16 protein-coding genes and 1 pseudogene are annotated in these 19,899 nt (G+C 70.4%); 6 read left to right on the forward strand and 11 right to left on the reverse strand.

Annotation, left to right across the window (positions count from 1 at the left end; genetic code table 11):
• Positions 1 to 19 precede the first annotated feature (19 nt).
• The gene (locus tag EDC82_RS12365; protein WP_131941711.1) at positions 20 to 580 is read left to right on the forward strand and encodes a dienelactone hydrolase family protein; all 561 of its coding nucleotides are present in this window, start codon (positions 20 to 22) and stop codon (positions 578 to 580) included.
• A 61-nt stretch (positions 581 to 641) separates the two neighbouring features.
• Here EDC82_RS12365 and topA read toward each other — a convergent pair whose 3' ends face one another.
• Positions 642 to 3,464 (reverse strand): type I DNA topoisomerase, encoded by a 2,823-nt coding sequence (topA, locus tag EDC82_RS12370; protein WP_074040161.1) that lies wholly within the window; start codon positions 3,462 to 3,464, stop codon positions 642 to 644.
• Positions 3,465 to 3,778: 314 nt separating this feature from the next.
• On the opposite strand from topA, the gene EDC82_RS12375 reads away from it, so the two are divergent.
• Complete coding sequence (locus EDC82_RS12375) at positions 3,779 to 4,591, forward strand: dioxygenase (protein ID WP_062256051.1); 813 nt, start codon at positions 3,779 to 3,781, stop codon at positions 4,589 to 4,591.
• A 104-nt stretch (positions 4,592 to 4,695) separates the two neighbouring features.
• Here EDC82_RS12375 and EDC82_RS12380 read toward each other — a convergent pair whose 3' ends face one another.
• Both EDC82_RS12380 and EDC82_RS12385 read right to left on the reverse strand, forming a co-directional pair.
• Complete coding sequence (locus EDC82_RS12380) at positions 4,696 to 6,249, reverse strand: class I SAM-dependent methyltransferase (RefSeq protein ID WP_062256413.1); 1,554 nt, start codon at positions 6,247 to 6,249, stop codon at positions 4,696 to 4,698.
• Between the two features lie 69 nt (positions 6,250 to 6,318).
• Positions 6,319 to 6,669: an STAS domain-containing protein gene (locus EDC82_RS12385; RefSeq protein ID WP_038569554.1), complete on the reverse strand. Its 351-nt coding sequence runs from the start codon at positions 6,667 to 6,669 to the stop codon at positions 6,319 to 6,321.
• A gap of 152 nt (positions 6,670 to 6,821) precedes the next feature.
• Between EDC82_RS12385 and EDC82_RS12390 the strand changes: the two genes are divergently transcribed.
• Positions 6,822 to 9,362: a DEAD/DEAH box helicase gene (locus EDC82_RS12390; RefSeq protein ID WP_131941713.1), complete on the forward strand. Its 2,541-nt coding sequence runs from the start codon at positions 6,822 to 6,824 to the stop codon at positions 9,360 to 9,362.
• Positions 9,363 to 9,455: 93 nt separating this feature from the next.
• Here the strand turns inward: EDC82_RS12390 and EDC82_RS15295 are convergent.
• The 8 genes and pseudogenes from EDC82_RS15295 to EDC82_RS12425 form a co-directional block, all read right to left on the reverse strand.
• Positions 9,456 to 9,959: pseudogene (locus tag EDC82_RS15295) on the reverse strand (Rv3654c family TadE-like protein); the annotation flags it as partial.
• A complete protein-coding gene (locus EDC82_RS14615) occupies positions 9,956 to 10,276 on the reverse strand; it encodes a TadE family type IV pilus minor pilin (protein ID WP_038569562.1) in 321 nt (106 codons plus the stop codon). The gene EDC82_RS14615 and the pseudogene EDC82_RS15295, both read right to left, overlap by 4 nt.
• A gap of 209 nt (positions 10,277 to 10,485) precedes the next feature.
• Positions 10,486 to 10,698 carry a DUF4244 domain-containing protein gene (locus EDC82_RS12405; protein WP_006943941.1) on the reverse strand — a complete coding sequence of 71 codons (213 nt, stop codon included), beginning with the start codon at positions 10,696 to 10,698 and terminating at the stop codon, positions 10,486 to 10,488.
• A gap of 78 nt (positions 10,699 to 10,776) precedes the next feature.
• On the reverse strand, positions 10,777 to 11,397 hold the full coding sequence (locus EDC82_RS12410) for a type II secretion system F family protein (RefSeq protein ID WP_006943927.1): 621 nt from the start codon (positions 11,395 to 11,397) through the stop codon (positions 10,777 to 10,779).
• Positions 11,394 to 12,092, reverse strand: coding sequence for a type II secretion system F family protein (locus EDC82_RS14620; protein ID WP_006944015.1), 699 nt, complete (start codon positions 12,090 to 12,092; stop codon positions 11,394 to 11,396). The genes EDC82_RS12410 and EDC82_RS14620 overlap by 4 nt, the downstream gene beginning before the upstream one ends.
• Positions 12,089 to 13,207, reverse strand: a complete 1,119-nt coding sequence (locus EDC82_RS12415; protein WP_231729428.1) for a TadA family conjugal transfer-associated ATPase — start codon at positions 13,205 to 13,207, stop codon at positions 12,089 to 12,091. Before EDC82_RS12415 ends, EDC82_RS14620 begins: the two co-directional genes overlap by 4 nt.
• Positions 13,198 to 14,172 (reverse strand): hypothetical protein, encoded by a 975-nt coding sequence (locus EDC82_RS12420; RefSeq protein ID WP_006943999.1) that lies wholly within the window; start codon positions 14,170 to 14,172, stop codon positions 13,198 to 13,200. Before EDC82_RS12420 ends, EDC82_RS12415 begins: the two co-directional genes overlap by 10 nt.
• A gap of 402 nt (positions 14,173 to 14,574) precedes the next feature.
• A complete protein-coding gene (locus EDC82_RS12425; RefSeq protein WP_006944034.1) occupies positions 14,575 to 15,435 on the reverse strand; it encodes a hypothetical protein in 861 nt (286 codons plus the stop codon).
• A 223-nt stretch (positions 15,436 to 15,658) separates the two neighbouring features.
• Between EDC82_RS12425 and acs the strand changes: the two genes are divergently transcribed.
• The 3 genes from acs (at position 15,659) to EDC82_RS12440 (ending at position 19,819) form a co-directional block, all read left to right on the forward strand.
• The gene (gene acs, locus EDC82_RS12430) at positions 15,659 to 17,608 is read left to right on the forward strand and encodes an acetate--CoA ligase (protein WP_131941717.1); all 1,950 of its coding nucleotides are present in this window, start codon (positions 15,659 to 15,661) and stop codon (positions 17,606 to 17,608) included.
• Between the two features lie 286 nt (positions 17,609 to 17,894).
• Positions 17,895 to 19,262, forward strand: coding sequence for a Na+/H+ antiporter NhaA (gene nhaA, locus EDC82_RS12435; RefSeq protein WP_131941719.1), 1,368 nt, complete (start codon positions 17,895 to 17,897; stop codon positions 19,260 to 19,262).
• A 152-nt stretch (positions 19,263 to 19,414) separates the two neighbouring features.
• On the forward strand, positions 19,415 to 19,819 hold the full coding sequence (locus tag EDC82_RS12440) for a phage holin family protein (RefSeq protein ID WP_006943992.1): 405 nt from the start codon (positions 19,415 to 19,417) through the stop codon (positions 19,817 to 19,819).
• The last annotated feature ends 80 nt before the right edge of the window (positions 19,820 to 19,899 follow it).

Genomic DNA, 19,899 nt, shown 5'->3' on the forward strand with positions numbered 1-19,899 from the left:
CAAGAACGACACTGGGACCATGGCTCACATCGTCCTGTTCCACTCAGCGCTCGGCCTGCGCACGGCCGTCCTCGACTTCGCTGACGCCCTGCGCGGGCTCGGCCACGTCGTCGTCACCCCCGACTACTACGACGGGCACGTGTTCGTCTCGACCGACGACGGGCTCGCCCACCGCGACGCCGTGGGCGTTCGCGCCCTCATGGATCGTGCGCGCACGGCACTCGACGACGCGCCCGCCGACGCCGTCCTCGCCGGTTTCTCGCTCGGCGCGTTCTTCGCTCAGGCATTCGCGGCGAAGCGGCCCGACGCGCGTGCCGCTGTGCTCCTGCACAACGTCGAGGCGCCGCGCGACGGAACATGGAACGGCGTCCCCGTCCAGGTGCATCGCCATGCTGTCGACCCGTTCATCAGCGAACCCGACGTCACCGCGCTGCGCGACGCCGTCACCGCCTCGGGCGCGCCGTTCGACGACGTCGTCGTACCCGGCGAAGGCCACCTCTTCACCGACCTCGCCACCCCTGACGGGGACGCCGCCGCATGCGACGCGAGCATCGCCGCGTTCGACGCGTTCATCCGCTGACAGACGATGCCCCAGCTCGAGCAACACTCGAACCGGGGTGTCATGACGCTGCTGCGAGTCGTCAGGCCTTCTTGGCCGTCGTCTTTTTCGCAGCGGTCTTCTTCGTCGTCGTCTTCTTGGCGGCGGTCTTCTTCGTCGCAGCCTTCTTCGTCGACTTCTTGGCGGCCTTCTTGCGCGTCGAGGGGCCCTTGGCGCGTTTCTCGGCGAGCAGCTCGTAGGCCCGCTCGGCCGTCAGTGTCTCGACGTCGTCGTCCTTGCGCAGCGTCGCGTTGGTCTCGCCGTCGGTGACGTACTCGCCGAAGCGGCCGTCCTTGACGACGACGGGCTTGCCGGACGTCGGGTCGGCGCCGAACTCCTTGAGCGGCGGCTTCGCGGCGGCGCGGCCACGTTGCTTCGGCTGGGCGTAGATCGCCTCGGCCTCCTCGAGCGTGATCGTGAACAGCTGCGCCTCGTTCTCGAGCGAGCGCGAGTCGGTGCCCTTCTTCAGGTACGGCCCGTAGCGCCCGTTCTGCGCGGTGATCTCGACCTGCTTCGTCGTCTCCGTGCCGTCTTCGGCCGTCGCCTTCTCTTCGACGACGCCGACGACGCGCGGCAGCGACAACAGCTTGAGGGCGGTGTCGAGCTCGATCGTCGCGAGATCCATGTCCTTGAACAGCGACGCCGTGCGCGGCTTCGGCTTCGCCGCCTTCTTCTTCGGCTTCTCACCGTCGGCAGGCGTCACCTCCGGCAGCACCTCGGTGACGTACGGGCCGTAGCGTCCCGACTTGGCGACGATCTCGTGGCCCGACTCGGGGTCGGTGCCGAGGACGCGGCCGTCGTCGTCGGAGGCGTCGAGCAGCTCGCGGATCTTCGCAGGCGTCATCTCGTCGGGCGCGATGTCGTCCGTGATCGACGCGCGCCGCGGCTTCTCGCCGACCTTCTCGGGGTCGAAGCCCTCCTTGACCTCACCCGTCGCCGGGTCGATGCCGTTCGGCACCTCCTCCTCGACGTACGGCCCGTACCGCCCGACGCGCACGACGAGACCCTCGCCGATCGGAATGGTGGAGATCTCGCGTGCGTCGATGTCGCCGAGGTCGTCGACGAGTTGCTTGAGGCCCTCGGCCGACTCACCCTCGTCGCCGAAGTAGAAGCGCGTGAGCCAGGCCGCGCGCTCCTCGTCACCGGCGGCGATGCGGTCGAGCCCCTCCTCCATCGAGGCGGTGAAGTCGTAGTCGACGAGGCTGGGGAAGTGCGTCTCGAGCAGGTTCGTCACCGCGAACGCGAGCCATGTCGGGATGAGCGCGCTGCCGCGCGTTCGCACGTACCCGCGATCCTGGATCGTGCCGACCGTCGCGGCGTACGTCGACGGGCGGCCGATGCCGCGCTCCTCGAGTGCCTTCGTCAGCGTCGCCTCGGTGTAACGCGCGGGCGGCGACGTCTCGTGCCCCAACGCCTCGGCGCGCAGCACGTCGAGGCCGACACCCTCGGACAGCTTGGGCAGGCGACGCTCGCCGTCATCGTTCGAGTAACGATCGGCGTCGCGGCCCTCCTCGTAGGCGGCGAGAAAACCACGGAACGTGATGACGGTGCCGCTCGCCGAGTACTCGGCGCGCTTGGCGATACCCGAACTCTCGACCCCGACGGCGACCTTCACCGACGCCGTCGAACCCTTCGCGTCCGCCATCTGCGAGGCGACGGTGCGCTTCCAGATCAGCTCGTACAACGCGAACTCGGTGCCGCGCAGCTCACCGGCGACCTGGGCGGGCGTGCGGAAGCGATCACCGGCCGGGCGGATCGCCTCGTGCGCCTCCTGCGCGTTCTTCGACTTGCCCGCGTAACGGCGGGGAGCGTCCGGCACGTATTCGGCGCCGTACAGGTCGCGCGCCTGCTGACGCGCGGCGCTGATGGCCTGCTCGGACAGGGCGACCGAGTCGGTACGCATGTACGTGATGTAGCCGTTCTCGTACAGGCGCTGCGCGACGCGCATCGTGTCCTTCGAGCCCAGACGCAGCTTGCGGCTGGCCTCCTGCTGCAGCGTCGAGGTGATGAACGGCGCGCTCGGCTTGCGCGAGTACGGCTTCTCGCTGACGGCACTGACCTCGGCGTGGCCGGCTCGCGTCGCCTCAGCGATCTTCTCGGCCGCCGCACCGTCGAGGTGGCGCACGCCCGAGCTCTTGAGGCGCCCGTCGTCGCCGAAGTCGCGGCCGGAGGCGACCCGCTCGCCGTCGACGCCCGTCAGCTTGGCGGTGAACGCTTGGCTCGACTTCGCCTCGAACTCGCCCTCGACGTCCCAGTACGACGCGGCGCGGAACGCCATGCGCTCCCGCTCACGCTCGACGACCATGCGCGTCGCGACCGACTGCACACGCCCGGCCGACAGGCCCGCACGCACCTTGCGCCACAGCACCGGCGACACCTCGTAGCCGTAGAGACGGTCGAGGATGCGGCGCGTCTCCTGCGCGTTGACCATCTGCATGTCGAGCTCGCGCGTGTCGTTGACGGCGCGCTGGATGGCTTCCTTCGTCACCTCGTGGAAGACCATGCGCTTGACCGGCACCTTCGGCTTCAGCGTCTCGAGCAGGTGCCACGCGATGGCCTCGCCCTCGCGGTCCTCATCGGTGGCGAGGTAGAGCTCGTCGGCGTCCTTCAGAGCGCGCTTGAGCTCGGCGACCTTCTTCTTCTTGTTCGCGTCGACGACGTAGTACGGCGCGAAACCATTGTCGACGTCGACGGCGAACTTGCCGTACGGGCCCTTCTTCATGTCGGCGGGCATCTCGCTCGGCGTCGGCAGGTCACGGATGTGCCCGACGCTGGCATCGACGACGTAGTCGCTGCCCAGATAAGACGCGATCTTGTTGCCCTTCGAGGGCGATTCGACGATGACGAGTTTCTTGCCTGACGCCACTGGGGTGCTCCTTCGGTTCGCGCACGGGCCACGGATTCGTCGTCGCCTTCGCGTGCGGTCGTCTAGACCGTACCCGACGGGACCGACAGCCGGTCGTGGGGCAGCGGGAGCACCTCCGTCGCGACGCGGGAGGGTCACCGCGACCCAGACGTGACGGGTCCGGCCGCGTGACGCCGCCCCGGCCCCGCACCCACAGCGCTGCCCTGCACCGACGCCCGAGGGCGGAGCGGAATGTCGAGGACGGCCGAGAGCGGTGTTCCGGCTACTCGAGGACCCACTGGAATAAAGTTGATACGTCAACTAGTTTCGTCAGTATGAGCACCTCGACACAGGCCACCGACGACCGACTCCCCGTCGCCTATCTCAGCCACGGCGCGCCGCCCCTCGCGGACGATGCGACCTGGACCGCCGAACTGGCCGCCTGGGGCAAGGAACTGCCCAAGCCGAAGCAGATCCTCATGGTCTCGGCGCACTGGGAGAATGCGCCCGTCACTGTGTCGTCGACGAGCGGCGCCGGGCTCACCTACGACTTCTGGGGATTCCCGCAGAAGTACTACGAGGTGACGTACGACGCGCCCGCCGCGCCCGAACTCGCCGAATCGGTGGCCCGCCTCGTCGGCACACCCGAGCGGCCCGTGCACCAGGACCCATCACGCGGTCTCGACCACGGCGCGTACGTCCCCCTCGTCGAGATGTTCCCCGACGCCGACGTGCCCGTCCTGCAGATGTCGATGCCGACGCTCGACCCCGTCGAGCTGTTCGAGCTGGGCCGCAAGCTCGCGCCGCTGCGCGACGCGGGGACGCTCATCATCGGTTCCGGGTTCACGACCCACAACCTGCGGTGGTTCCGTCCGAGTGGTGACGCTGACGACGCCCCGCCAGCGCCGTCGTCGGAGTTCGACCACTGGGCCGCCGAGACGATGGCGAGCGGCGACCTCGACGCGCTGTTCGACTTCATGACGAAGGCCCCCGCCGCCCATGAGGCGCACCCGCGCACCGAGCACTGGGCACCGCTCTACGTCGCGCTCGGCGCCGCCAACCCGGACGGAGCGGCGTCGGCGTCAGCGCAGACCACCGTCGACGGCTTCTGGTACGGCCTGAGCAAGCGCAGCTGGCAGCTGGCCTGACGCCCCGGCCGTACTCAACTGCGATCTACGTACCCTTCTGCGCTTTTCGTCCACATTCGAATGTGGACGAAAAGCGCAGAAGGGTACAGGGATCGCAGAGGTGCTCAGCGCTCGACGCGGGTGAGGAAACCGTTGGCGACGAGGCGCTTCAGCAGCGGCAGCGTGCCGCGGACGGCGTCGTCAGCGGGCACGTCGACGAGCGTTGCGATGGCCTCCAGCGCCGTGCGCGCCGTCATCGATCCGTCGCAGACCGACAGGAACGCGGCGAGCACGGTGTCGGCCTGGATCGACATGCCGAACCCGCCGCCCTGACGGATCATGATGACGCTCGGGTCGCTCGCTCCGGGCTTCGTGTGACGCTCCTCCGTGACGTCCGGCGCGGCCTGCCAGAACGAGTCGAGCACCGCGTCGTCTCCGACACGCGCCATCCACGCCCGCGCGGCGAGACCTGCGTCGATCGTCGGGCCCATGGCGGCGGCGACAGAGCCGCGCTCGTCGAGCAGATCGGTGAACCGGGGACGGGGTTCGGCCGGCCTCTGGAGCGTGATGATGCCGAAGCCGATGCGCTCGACGCCGCGCGCCGCGAAGTCGTCGAGCCAGGCCGAGTACATGGCGTCGTACTCGGGCGACCCGACGGGCGCGCCACCGTCACGCGCCCACAGTTCGGCGTATTCACACGGATCCTGCACCTCGCGCTGCACCACGAGCGCATCGAGGTCGACGCCGTCGAGCCATCGCTCCCAGACGTCTTCGAACGTCTCGCCGTCGCGCATCTCCCAGTTGCCGAGGAACTGTGCGACACCACCGGGTTCGAGGTGGGCGCCGACGTCGCGAACCAGGTTGCGCACGACGGCGTCACCCACCGCACCGCCGTCGCGGTACTCGTACTCGGGCATGCCGGGGCGACGCGGCGTGATGACGAACGGCGGGTTGCTCACGATGAGGTCGAATCGGCGGCCGGCGACCGGTTCGAGCATCGAACCGGCGAGCACCTCGACGTCGAGATCGTTGAGGGCGGCGTTGAAGCAGACGAAGGCGAGCGCGCGTGTCGCGAGGTCCGAGGCGACGATGTGCTCGACGTGGCCCGCGAGGTGCGCGGCCTGAACACCGCAGCCGGTGCCGAGGTCGAGGGCGCTGCGGACGGTGCGTCGCGGGGTCCATCTTGCGAGGGTCGTCGACGCGCCACCGATGCCGAGCACATGATCGGGTTCGAGCACCTGGCCCGTCGCGATCTCCGAGAGATCCGATGCCAGCCACCATGACGACGTCTCGTCGCCGTACGGGCGCAGGTCGCACGTAGCGACGAGAATGCGGTCGTCCCCGTCTCCGCGCATCTGCTCGAGGGTGTCGTCGTCGGCGAGCAGCCCGAGCGCCGTGAGACCGTCGACCCCCGCGGCGGGGAAGGCCGCCTCGATCCGCGCCGGACTCATGCGCCCACCGAGCGTGAACAGTGCCACCATCGTCGCGACAGGACTGTCGTCGTCGGCCAGGATGCGGCGAGCAGCCGTCGGCTGTTCGCGGTGCAGCGCGGCCGACGCACTCGGGCCGAGGACGTCGGCGACCGCCTCGACGGTGTAGGGCGCCGCAGCGAGGTCAGCGCGCAGAGCGACGAGCTGATCGCGCGTGGAATCGTCGACGTGAGGGGCCGGGGAAGACATGACCCCAGTATGGCGTTGACCTGGTGCACGCCGCCGACCCCATGAGGACCGGCGCGCGCCGGCGGAGCGTCAGGCGCCCGCCTTGACCGCCGCGACGGCGTCAGCGGCGGTGGAATCGATGGTGAAGATCTTCTCGAGGCCGGTGATCTGGAAGTTGCGGAGCACCCGGGGATTGGTGATGACGACCCGCATGACCCCCTCGAGCATCCGAACGGCCTTGAGGCGGCCCACGAGCACACCGAGGCCGGTCGAATCGAGGAAGCTGACCTCGCTCATGTCGACGACCATCGCCTTGTCACCGGCGGCGAGCACCTTCGAAATGGCGTCCCGCAGAACGGGGGCGGTGTACACGTCGACCTCCCCGGCGAAGGCGATGACGGCGATGCCGTCGTCCCGGCGAAGGTTCACTCTGAGTTCCACGCGGCCCGGGCTCCTGCTGCTCGACGGTTCATCCTGGCGCAGGCGAGGCCTGCTCTCTGGGAATTCAGTTTTGTCACAGGAAGCCGAAAAGTCAATGCAAGTTGATTTCACATTCATCTCCTTCGAGGTGACATCCAGGGTGGAGGGTGCGCATGAGTTCTGCGGTCACGCGCACTGACGGTGCGGGCCCCGAGCAATGGCTCGACGCGCTGCGTGACGCCGGCACCGGTGGTGTCACCCACGTGCGCACGCGCCCCGCCCGTGAGGCCTCGCTCGCCGAGTGGCCCGACGCGGTGGCGCCTGCGGTTCGAGCTGCGTTCGAGGGCAAGGGAATCCACCACCTGTGGTCGCATCAACGAACCGCACTCGACGCCGTGTTCGAGCGCCGCCACGTCGTCGTCGCGACCGGAACCGCCTCGGGCAAGTCGCTCGCCTACCAGGTGCCGATGCTGACGGCTGCCGTCGACGGCGCCGACTTCGCGCGCCGCCCCGGCGACCCGCCCGTCAGCGCGCTCGCGGCGATCCGCGGAGCCACGACGCTCTACCTCTCGCCCACGAAGGCGCTCGCCGCCGACCAACGCGCGCGCCTCGACGCCCTCGCCATCCCGGGTGCGCGCATCGCGACGCTCGACGGTGACACTCCCCCGGACGAGCGACGCTGGATCCGCGACCACGCCGGCATCATCCTGACCAACCCGGATCTGCTCCACCACTCGATGCTGCCCGCTCACGAACGCTGGTCGATCTTCTGGCGCTCGCTGCGCCTCGTCGTCATCGACGAGTGCCATGTCTATCGCGGCGTGTTCGGCGCCCACACGGCCGGCGTCATCCGACGTCTGCGCCGTGTCGCCGCGCGCTACGGCAGTCACCCGACGTTCGTGCTCGCCTCCGCGACCTCCGGTGAACCCGCCGCACACGCCCGCGCTCTGACAGGCCTCGACGTCGACGCCGTCACCGACGACGGCTCGCCGAGCCCAGCCCTGACGTTCGCGCTGTGGGAGCCCGGCCCGCCCCCGGGCGCGGCAGAGGCCATGGGTGAGGCCGTGGCGGCAGCCACAGATGCGATGAGCGACGAGGATGGCGACGCCGCGCGGGATGGCGACGCGGCCCAGGCTGCTCCTGGCTCTGCCCAGGATCGTGGCGCCGCCCAGGAAGGCGGCGCGGACGATGGCCTCACAGTCGAAGACCTCGGGCGTCGTAGTGCCGTCGCCGAAACGGCCGACTTGTTCGGCGAACTGGTCGGGCGCGGCGTGCAGACGCTCGCGTTCGCGCGCTCGCGTGTGGGTGTCGAGGTGATGGCCGACATGGCGCGAAACCGCCTGTGGAACCACGGGTTCGACCCCGACCTCGTCGCTGCCTATCGCGGGGGTTACCTGCCCGAGGAACGCCGCACCGTCGAATGCGGGCTGCGCGACGGCACCCTCGCCGGGGTGGCCGCCACGAGCGCGCTCGAGCTCGGCATCGACGTCAGCGGCCTCGACGCCGTCCTGCTCGCCGGGTGGCCGGGGACGGTCGCGTCGCTGCATCAGCAGAGCGGGCGGGCGGGGCGCTCGGGGCGTGACGCGCTCGCCGTCTTCGTCGCCGCCGACGATCCGCTCGACACCTATCTCGTCCATCATCCCGATGTGTTCTTCGACCGCCCGGTCGAGGCGACCGTCGTCGATCCGAGCAACCCGTACGTGCTCGGGCCGCAGCTCGCGAGCGCCGCTGCCGAACTGCCCCTGACGGCCGCCGACGAGGCTCTCTTCGGCGCGGACATGTGGCCGCTCGTCGAGGCGCTCGTCGCCCAGCGCGTCCTGCGTCGGCGTCCGAGCGGCTGGTACTGGGCGCGCGACGACCGGCCCGGCGACCACGTCTCGTTGCGGGGCGACGGCGGCAGTGACGTGCGCATCGTCGAGTCGCGCACCGGGGCCGTGCTCGGCACGGTCGACGGGGAGCGCGCCCACTCGAGCGTCTTCCCGGGCGCGGTGTACGTCCATCAAGGGCGCACGTTCGTCGTGACGTCCCTCGACCTCGACGACGGCAGTGCGCACGTCGTGCGCGGCAACCCGGGGTGGTCGACGGCGGCTCGCTCCGTCAGCTCGTTCGACATCCTCGAGGAGGGTCGGTCGCAGACATGGGGTGCCGTCGGCGTCCACTACGGCACCATTCGGGTGCGCACGCAGGTGACGAGCTTTCTGCGACGGCTGCCCTCGGGCGAGGTCATCGGTGAGCACCCGCTCGATCTGCCCGAGCGCACTCTCATGACGAAGGGTGTGTGGTGGACGGTTCCCGAGGAGCACCTGCTCGACGCCGGCGTGACACCAGAGAGCGCGCCCGGGGCTCTGCACGCGGCCGAGCACTGCTCGATCGGGCTGATCTCGCTCGTCGCGCAGGGTGACCGGTGGGACGTCGGTGGCGTCTCGACCGCGCTGCACCCCGACACGGACATGCCCACCGTCGTCGTCTACGACGCCCTGCCCGGCGGCTCGGGTTTTGCCGAGCGCGCCTACGAACGGGCGGCGACGTGGCTGCGCGCCACGCAGGACGCCATCGTCTCCTGTGGCTGCGAACACGGCTGTCCGGCCTGCATCCAGTCGCCCAAGTGCGGCAACGGCAACTCCCCGCTCGACAAGGCCGGCGCCCTCACACTGCTCGAGTGCGTCCTCGCCGACGCGCCTGACGACGACTCGCGTCGCCTCGAGGGCGGCTGAGGCCGGTTGTCGACCCGTCGAGTGCGGCCCTGACACCGGCGACGGGGGTGCTGACGTCTGTCTGGCCGAGTGGTCTTCGGGCGCGCCGGCGCGGGCGGTCGCTGTCACCTCGTGCCCGAGGGCCGAGGCCCGACGTGCCGTCACCTGCACCCCCGTCGACAGCTCGGTGCAGCTCGCGAGCGTCGCGTCGTTGAGGCGAGCACTGTGCCCGGCGGCCGCGCAGGCGTCCCCTGCCGGCAGGCGCGCTGCGCCGAGCACGACGGACGCACCCGCCAGCGCCGCGTGATCCGCCGCGAGCCTCACGCGCTCGGCGTCGACGGCGATGCGCGCATACGTCGCGACACCCGCGAACAGCGCGACGAGCATCCCGACGACGCCCACCATGACGACGCTCGCACCACCACGCTCGCTCGGAGTCCGAGGTGCGCGCGGATCAGGTGTCCGTGACCTTGCCGGTGTCGGTGTTTGTGTTTGCGCGGACGACCGCGACCACGTCCGTCGACACGCGCGCGGCAGCTGGCGCCACAGATGGGACGGCTGCGACGAACGCGTCGACCCGTGCTGGGGTAGACGCGGCTGTCGGGATCGCCAGATCATGGGCCCTCTTCCTGAGCGGCCACCGCACGGGCCGTGACATCGGGCAGCACCCAGCCGAGGGGCGACGGCGGGCGGGCGACGAGCGAGACCGTCACCCACCCGCCGTCGCGAGCGACGCTCAACGTCGCCGGCACGCCCGTCGCGGCGACGGCGCGACGTACGGCGTCGTCGCCGTCACCCCTGGCGGCCGAACGGGCGGCGACGGAGGCGGCGTTCCACGTCCGATGATGGGTCAACAACAACTGCGTGAGGGCGACGACGAGCGAGACGACGACAACAACGGCGGGCAGCGCAACGGCGAATTCCGCTGTAGCCATGCCTGATTCGTCGACCAACCAACGACGGCGCAACCATGTGGGCAGATTGCATCCCATGGTCGCGGACGCAGGCTTCGTCGACGCCCGACCGGCCGCAGGCCGAGCCGTTCGAGTCGATGGAGCACTCGTCGCCGTGAGCGTCGCCCGCGACGAGGTCGCCCTCGCCACCCCCAGCGCCGTCGCCCGCGTGGTCATCGTCGCCCTCGCCGTCAGCGCGTCGACAGTGCCGAGGAGAAGATGCCCTCGAGCGCGGATCGGACGGTGTCGGACTTGACGATGGCGATGAGCACAGCGGCGAACGCGACGGCGGCGATGGTGCCGACGGCGTACTCGGCGGTCGACATGCCGTGCTCGGCGGCTTCGCTCGCGGCGCGCCAGCGGCGCAGCAGCTCGTCACGGGTACGGCGGGTGGTGGCGATCATGGTTGTCTCCTTGAAGGTGGTGCGGTTGTCGTCCGGAGTGGACGTCCCGGCGCCGGCGGCGACGGAGTGTGTGGGCGCTCAGGCGGGCAGTTTCACGAGCCCGAGCACGAGCGGAACGATGGCGATGAGGATGAAGGCGGGCAGAAAACACAAGCCGAGCGGCAGGACGATGCGCACGCCGGCCTTCGCGCCCGCTTGCGTGACACGTTCGGCCTCGGAGCGACGCAGGTCGTCGGCCGCCTGACGCAGCAGCGAGCTCGGCGCCGCGCCGCAACGTCCGGCCAGTTCGAAGGCTGTCGCGACGGGACGCCAGACGGGCGGCGCGAGCGCCCAAGCGCTACGTTCGTCCACGCCCCAGCGCAGCGCCGCCGCGACGCGGCTGACCGTACTGACGCCACCGGCCGCGTTCCCCGGCGAGCCTGCGCTGTTCGGCAGCTCGAGCCCGCCGGCATCCCGAAACGCCGTCTCCGTCGACGGCCCTCCCCGCTGCGCCGCTCCCACGGCCTCGAGCGCGACGACGGCGGGCGCCCCGCCTTCCAGTGCGAGGGCGAGCAGATCGATGGAGGAGGCGACCGCCAACGGATGATCCGCCGTGTCGCTCTCGTCGCTCGTGACGAGGACGGGCCGCTCGGCCCGCGTCGAACTCGGCCACAACGCCATCGCAGCGGCGCTCGCCGCCACCAGCACCCACACCGTCATGACGTCGCCGCCTCGGTCGGTGCCTTGAGCGCGGACGCCGTCATGCGACGCGACCACCGCGCCCCGACGAACATGAGCGCAATCCCGGGCCACAGCGTCACCAGCCCGGAGAAGCCGCTGTAGCAACCGAGCATGTCGACGCCCAGCAGCATCCCGAGGCCCACCCCGAGCACCGGCAGGCCCAGCAGCACCGACGTGCTTGCCTTCGCACCCGCCGTCGCACCGTCCACGCACGCACGATGCGAGCGCCGTGCTCGCACACTGCGGGCGGCACCCTCCATCGCGTCGGCGAGTGGGCATCCGTGCCGCGCCGACAGCTGCCAGGCCGCGGCGACCTCCTCGAACGCGGCGCTGCGCCACAAGCGTCCGAGGTCGCGCCAGACCTGCACGACATCACCGTCGCGCACCGCTTCGAGGCGCAGCCGCTGCCACCCGGCACTCGTCGCGCTCCCACCCGCCGAGGTGGCCCCCACACCATCGAGCGCCATGATGAGGGCCGGCGTGACGGCCGACCCGGCGCGCAGCACCGTGACGAGAGCGTCCACGAGCTGCAGGCATTCGGCCTCGGGATCGCTGCTGCTCAGGCGCCGCACCCCTCGCACCGGCCGCCGGTCCTCCCGCGGAAGAGCCTGCACCCGAGCCGGCCAAGCGATGACGGCGACGGCAGCGGCGAGCGCCAAGGTCATGACGTTCATCGCACACCTGCCAGGTCGCACAGAGCGGGCCAGGCACCCGCGCGCACACCGCGCTGCCAGGCTGCCTCGACCCGCAAGCCGTGATGGTCGCCCCCCATCACCCCGACGCTCGCGACGCGGCGCATCCCGTCGACGCGTTCGACGTGGATGACGACGCTGATCGCCGGCCGCAGCTGTGTGCGCACTGCTTCGGGGCTCATGCCGGCCAGCGCGCCGAGCGCTTCGAAACGCGCGGGCACGTCGGCCGCCGCGTTGGCATGAACGGTGCCGCACCCACCCTCGTGGCCCGTGTTGAGCGCCGTCATGAGCTCACGCACCTCGGCGCCACGCACCTCGCCGACGACGATCCGATCGGGCCGCATGCGCAGGGATTGCCGCACGAGCGCGGCCAGCGGCACTTCGCCGACCCCCTCGACGTTCGGGGAGCGCGCCTCGAGTCGCACCACGTGCGGGTGTTCGACGGCGAGCTCCCGTACGTCCTCGACGACGAGAAGGCGTTCGTCGTGGGGCACGTGACGCAGCAGCGCCGCGAGCAGCGTGGTCTTGCCCGTTCCGGTGCCACCGCTGATGACGAAGGACACCTTGGCCCGCACGAGGGCGAGCAGCAGCGCGGCCACCTCGTCGTCCATCGCGCCGCGGGCGACGAGGTCGCCGAGACCGATTCGCAAGCCGCCCGGCACACGCAGGCTCAGGTGTGCGCCGTGGTCGACGAGCGGCGGCAGCACCGCATGCAGTCGCACCCCGCCGGGCAGGACGGCGTCGACGTAGGGGCTCGCGTCGTCGAGGCGCCGGCCCGCTGCGGCAGCGAGGCGCACGGCGAGTCGCCGCACGTCTTCCTCGCCGCCCAGGTCGAGCGCGATCCGTTCGACGCCGCATCCGCGATCGACCCAGACACCCCGGGTGCCGTTGACGAGCACGTCGCTCACCCCGGGGAGTTCGAGCGCTTCACGCAGCGGCCCGGCGCCGAGGACATCGGCGTCGAGGCGCGCCTCGAGTGCGACGCGCTGCTCCTGCCCGAACACCGGCGCGTCGAGCTTCACGAGCGATTCGAGCGAGCGCGCGCTCGGTGCACGCCCGGCGTGGATCTCCTTCCACATGCCTTCGGCTACGCCCATGACGGCTCCCGTTCGAGGCGCGCGACGAACATCGACACGTCGCGCACGAGGCGGGTCATCGTCGTCTCACGCTGCCCCGGCCATCGGCCCGCGAGCAGGTCGGCCGGGCAGTGGGCGCTCATGCGCCACCGCGTCGGGCCGGCCGCGACAAGCGGGGCACCGAGCGATTCGGCGAGCACGGAGCGCGTACGCACCGGCGTCTCGAGCGCGACGAGCGCGACCGGCGCGATGCTCGAGCCGCCCGGCTCGTCCAGCGCGAGCTCCGTGAGCGCTCGCACCGTGTGCTGCGCTGCAGCCGTCGACGCGAGCGTGCCGCGCACGAGCAGCACGATGACGTCGAACTCCCCCGGGCGTGGCAGCGGATGCGCGGCCAGGCAGTGCACGACGTCCCCCGCGACGTGGGCGAGCGCCTCGTGCGTCGCGCGCCTCGACTCCTCGTCGACGACGGCGGGAGAGGCGGTGTGGCTGAGCACCGCCACCCCGTCGCGCTGCGGCAGGGCGGCGAGCAGCCGCTCACCGTCGATGTGGGATCCCGCGCCACGCAGGGCCGGCCAGCGCGCACCGGGCGTCGTCTCGAGGTCGAGCAGCACGTCGAGCCCACCCGTTCCGGGTTGACCGTCGACGAGGGCCACCGGCGGTCTCGACGAGCCGCTGGCCGCCGCGACCTTCGCCAGATACCCCGCGAGCGCAGCCCCGAAGCACGCACCGTCGATGCTCGAATCGGGGCACATCACCGCGATGCGACGTCCACGCACGAGCGGGGCCTCGAGGGCCCCATCCCCGACGCCGACGATGCCACCGCCCGAACCGGCCAGATCATCGACGTCGTCGGCGAACACCTCGCCATCCGGCCAGGCATCACGCGCTCCGTCGCCTCGCGCCGACTCGGCGGACTGCTCTTCACTGCGGCTTCGATGCCGCCCGGGGAGTTCGAATCTCGCCCCCGCGTCGTCCCATGCGTTCATGGCTCCACCGTCACGGCCGGCACCAGCCCGGGCCAAGGTCGCGAGAGCCGAACCTGTGGATCAGCCTGCAGGCGAGGGCAAAAACCGGCCGTAGCCGTCACACCCTGTGGATGACGCACCCGCCCGTCGCGGCCTCAGCGCCTCCGTCGGGGCCCGCCGAATTCCAGCCCCCGCCGCACCCACCGGCCAGGAACAGCGACAGCCCCCGTCGGGGGGACGACGGGGGCTGTCTATGCGTGCATACCCTTGGGGGTGCGGCATGCACGCCAGCGCTCGACCCGAGGGGAGCGCACTGCTTCAATATGTCACGGTGGGCACGCTAATCCAAGCCGGAACCTGTTGATTTACTGAGACTTCACCCACATTACGCCAAGACTCCACCCTGAAGTGGGTGGCAATTGCTTACAATCCGCCGAGCCGCCCGGCGAGGACCGCGTCCGCGATGCGCATGCCTTCACGCGCGCCCCGCTCGTACGAGCCGACGCAGAACGTCAGCCACAGGCGAACCCCGTCCGCGGAGCCGGTCGCATACGCCGCGAGCGCCCCGACGTATCCCGCGCTCGCCTCGCGCAGGTGGCCGACCTCGGGCACGCAGACTCCCGTCGGGTCGAGCCCGGCGGCCTGCACGAGGGCCCGCTCGAAACCTCGCGCCACGATCGCGTTCCCGCGCACGAAGGGGCGCATCGTCGCGATCTCGGCATGAGCGAGGGCGGCGACCACCGCCACCGGTGCCTTGTCATGGCACGCGACGAGTTCGTAGAGCCCTCCGAGCCGCGCGGGAAGTTCCAGTGCCGGCACGGGCGCTCCGACCTCGACGAGTTCGGCGCACACCTCGTCATCGCGACGGGGGCGTCCTACGGCGTCGGGCGGCAGATCGACACCCGCCGAAGACCCCGCTACGGCGACGTGGAGGCGTGCGAGGGCCTGAGCGGGGGACGTCAGCACGAGGTCTCGGGCATGCTCCGTCTCGGCGGTGGCTTGCACCGCGCCGCGCAGCGCCCGCTCGAGCGGGTCGGGCTCCTCGGGCCACGACGTCAGCCCGACGACCAACTCACGCACGACGTCGACGGAGACCTCGGCGCCGTCCAGCGCGGCGCTGGCCCGCGCCCCGCGCACACGCGACTCGGCGGCGGCCTGCGGGATGCGCCGTCGCAACGCGTTGTGCCAGCGCAGTTCGGTGCAGGCTTCACGGGCACGATCGACACTCTCGCCCACCTCGGGCAGGTCGGCAAGGGCACGCACGGCGTCGACGGTCGCAGTCATGGCGCAAGCGTACTCAGCGCCCCACGTTTGCTACCCGTCAGTATGCGAACCGCCCTCGACGCGCCACCCGGGCGATGCGATAGAAAAGGGTTGACGCCTGTGATCCACACCTCATCGCGCCGACGATCCGGGGCCTCCCCCGATCCGAGCGCGAGCAGGCCCGGCGCCCGCCAGCTCGGCGGCCGACGCCGGAGTGTCCGAGACGAAGCAAGGAGCGCCCGCCATGAGCGAAACCCCCGACCCCACGCCCGGCCCCTTCCACCCGAGCGAGGCCTTCACGGCCCAGGCCGTGGGCCAGGCGTCGCTGTACGAAGAGGCCGGCGCCGACCGCCTCGCGTTCTGGGCGAAGCAGGCCCGCGAGCGCCTCACCTGGAGCAAGGACTTCGACGAGGTCCTCGACTGGTCCGACGCGCCCGTCGCGAAATGGTTCGTCGGAGGTGAGCTCAACGTCGCCTACAACTGCGCCGACCGCCATGTCGAGGCGGGCAACGGCGAGCGCGTTGCCATCCACTTCGTCGGCGAGCCGGGCGACGAGCAGGCCATCACGTACGCCGACCTCACCGAGCGCGTGCAGCGCGCCGCCGGAGCTCTGCGCGCCGCCGGCGTCGAAGCGGGTGACCGCGTCGCGATCTACCTGCCGATGATCCCCGAGGCCGTCATCTCGATGCTCGCGTGCGCGCGCATCGGCGCCGTCCACTCCGTCGTCTTCGGCGGCTTCTCGGCGGACGCGCTGCGCACCCGCATCGCCGACGGTGAGGCGAAGGTCGTCATCACCGCTGACGGCGGCTATCGCCGCGGCAAGCCGAGCGCGCTCAAGCCGGCCGTCGACGAGGCCGTCAGCGGGGAGACGAGCGTGCAGCGCGTACTCGTCGTCAAGCGCACCGGCGAGGACGTCACGATGGGTGACAAGGACATGTGGTGGGACGAGGCGCTCGAGGCCGCCGAACCCGTCGTCGAGGTCGAGAACTTCGATGCGGAGCACCCGCTGTTCATCCTCTACACCTCGGGCACGACGGGGAAGCCGAAGGGCATCTTCCACACCTCGGGCGGCTACCTGACGCAGGCGGCGTACACGAACGCCGTCGTCCACGACGTCCACCCCGACACGGACGTCTACTGGTGCACCGCCGACGTCGGCTGGATCACCGGCCACAGCTACATCACATACGGCCCGCTCGCGAACGGCGCGACGCAGGTCATGTACGAGGGCACGCCCGACACCCCGCATCAGGGTCGCTGGTGGGAGATCATCGCCGACAAGAAGGTGTCGATCTTCTACACGGCGCCGACGGCGATCCGCACCTGCATGAAGTGGGGCGAGGAGATCCCGCAGGAGTACGACCTGTCGAGCATCCGGGTGCTCGGCTCGGTCGGCGAGCCGATCAACGCTGAGGCGTGGATGTGGTTCCGTGACGTCATCGGCGCGGGTGAGGCCCCGATCGTCGACACGTGGTGGCAGACGGAGACTGGCGCGATCATGATGTCGCCGCTGCCCGGCGTCACGGCGCTCGTGCCCGGTTCGGCGCAGGCACCCGTGCCCGGCATCACCGCCGACGTCGTCGACGAAGAGGGCAAGAGCGTGCCGAACGGCGAGAGCGGCTACCTCGTCATCCGCGACCCGTGGCCGTCGATGCTGCGCGGCATCTGGGGCGACCGTCAGCGCTACGAGGACACGTACTGGTCGCGCTTCCCCGACATGTACTTCGCCGGTGACGGCGCGAAGCGCGACGAGGACGGCAACATCTGGGTGCTCGGCCGCGTCGACGACGTCATGAACGTATCCGGTCACCGCCTGTCGACCTCCGAGATCGAGTCGGCGCTCGTCAGCCACGACACGGTCGCGGAGGCCGCCGTCGTCGGCGCCGCGGACGAGACGACCGGCCAGGCCGTCTGCGCGTTCGTCATCCTGCGCGAAGAATCGCGGGAGAACTACGCCGAAGACGCAGCCCGCGAAGAGCTCGTCCAGGAGCTGCGCACGCACGTCGGTCGTCAGATCGGGCCGATCGCGAAGCCGCGACAGGTGCTCGTCGTCGACGAATTGCCGAAGACGCGTTCGGGCAAGATCATGCGACGCCTGCTCAAGGATGTCGCCGAGGGCCGTGAAGCCGGTGACGCCACGACGTTGGCCGACCCGAGCGTCATGGCTCAGATCCAGGCGGGGTTGAAGAAGTAGCTCTTCGCCTCCGGCACCCCGGCTCACCGGCTCACCGGCTCACGATGACGGGTAACTCACAGGTAGGCGGGCACTTGCCTGCCGGCGTTGAGTTACCCGCCATCGCGTGGTGGGGCCAGTTGGACGGGGGCAGGGGCGTCCCGCGCACCGGACGTCGGATCGGACGTGGGGCGAACTCCCGTAGAATTCTCAGCAATTGGTGTGCCGGGAAGTCTGGTCGGCCGCCCGAGGAGTGCTCACGAGCCACCGGGTGCCCCTGCTCAGCGCTACCCCCGAGGAGCCGCCCATGCCCGGCAACAAGAACCCCCTCCCTCCGATGAGTGACGAGCCGCCGGAGTTCGAGGACTTCAAGACCTACGCGCACCAAGCCCCCGTCGCGACGGCAGGTCGCATGGCCAAGCGAATGTTCACCCGCGGCACGTGGCCCGAGGCGAGGCGCGTCAAGGAACTGCTCCAGACGGAGACCATCGGTGGGGTCCTGCTGCTCATGGCTGCCGTGGCTGCGCTGACGTGGGCGAACTCGCCGTGGAGCCACAGCTATGAGGTGCTGCGCGACGCGCACATCGGCCCGCACTTCCTCGGGCTCAACATGTCCGTCGCGCACTGGGCGGCCGACGGTCTGCTCGCACTGTTCTTCTTCGTCGTCGGCCTCGAGCTCAAGCACGAGTTCGTCGTCGGCGATCTCAAGAACCCCTCGGCTGCGGCGGTTCCCGTCATCGCGGCCGTGTGCGGCGTCGCCGTCCCCGCTCTCATCTACGCCGCCATCAATGCCGGTGGCGACGGCGCGCAGGGGTGGGCGATCCCGACGGCCACCGACATCGCGTTCGCGCTGGCGGTGCTCGCCGTCATCGGCTCGCACCTGCCGACGGCGTTGCGTTCGTTCCTGCTCACCCTCGCGGTCGTCGACGACCTCATCGCCATCACGATCATCGCGATCTTCTACAGCCACGGCTTCTCGCTGACGTGGCTCGTCGTGGCCATCGTGCCGATCGCGCTCTTCGGCGTCGCCGTTCAGCGGGGCCTCAAGAACCCCGTCGTCCTCGGAGTGCTGGCCATCGCCGCGTGGGTGTGCGTGCTCAACTCGGGCATTCACGCGACGATCGCCGGTGTCGTCCTCGGCCTGCTCGTGCCGGTCAAGGGCAAGCGCGCGATCGCCGACCGCATGGAGCAGCGCCTGCACCCCTACTCCGCCGGTTTCGCGGTGCCCGTCTTCGCGTTCTTCTCGACGGGCGTCACCGTCGTCGGCACGAGCATCACCGACACGCTGACGGACGCCGTGACGATCGGCGTCATCGCCGGGCTCGTGCTCGGCAAGGCGGTCGGCATCTTCGGCAGCACGTTCCTCGTCAGCAAGTTCACACGCGCCGAACTCGACGACAACCTCACGTGGAGCGACGTCTTCGGCCTCAGCCTGCTCGGCGGCATCGGCTTCACCGTCAGCCTGCTCATCGGTGAACTCGCGTTCGGATCAGGCAGTTCCGCCGACGACCACGTCAAGATCGGCGTCCTGCTCGGCAGCCTGCTGTCGGCTGCGCTCGCCAGCATCGTGCTGGCACGACGCAACCGCGTCTACGCCCAGCTCGCCGAGGAGGAAGAGCGGGACGACAACCACGACGGCATCCCCGACGTCTACCAGCGCCCCAGCACGGCCTGACCCGCCCGCAGCCCACCGACACGCCTCATCCTGTGGCCCGGTGGGCGCGAAACCCCACGAATCGGTAGTCTGTGGGGCAAGTACGAATTGTCTGACGCGCCAGGCCACCTCACTCGAGCTCGAGCGAGTGCCTGCTGACAGGAGAAAACCCCATGGCTCTCAACACCACGCGAGGCACCGAGCGCACGCTGGGTCAGCTCGTCTCGGACGCCACCACCGACCTGCAGAACATCGTCAAGGGTGAGATCGACCTCGCGAAGGTCGAGATCAAGGCGGATGCGCAGAAGGCCGGCAAGGGCGGCGGGATGCTCGCTGCGGCGGGCGTCCTTGCACTCTTCATGCTCGGCTTCCTGCTGACGTCCCTCGCCTACGGCCTGTCGAACATCTTCGGCTGGAACCCGTGGGCCGGATTCCTCATCGTCGCCGGCATCCTCGCCGTCGTCGCCGCGGTGCTCGCGCTCATCGGCATCAAGGCCCTCAAGAAGATCAAGGGCAAGCCCGAGAAGACGATCGAGAACGCGCAGGCGACGGTCGCGGCCATCAAGCCCGCCAAGTGATCCACCACGTCTGACGCTCGCGTCGGACGCTCGACGAAGGCGGCTCCCCATGCGGGGGGCCGCCTTCGTCATACCCGCAC

This window comes from Dermacoccus sp. SAI-028, from assembly GCF_004346775.1.
GTDB classification, from domain to species: domain Bacteria; phylum Actinomycetota; class Actinomycetes; order Actinomycetales; family Dermatophilaceae; genus Dermacoccus; species Dermacoccus nishinomiyaensis.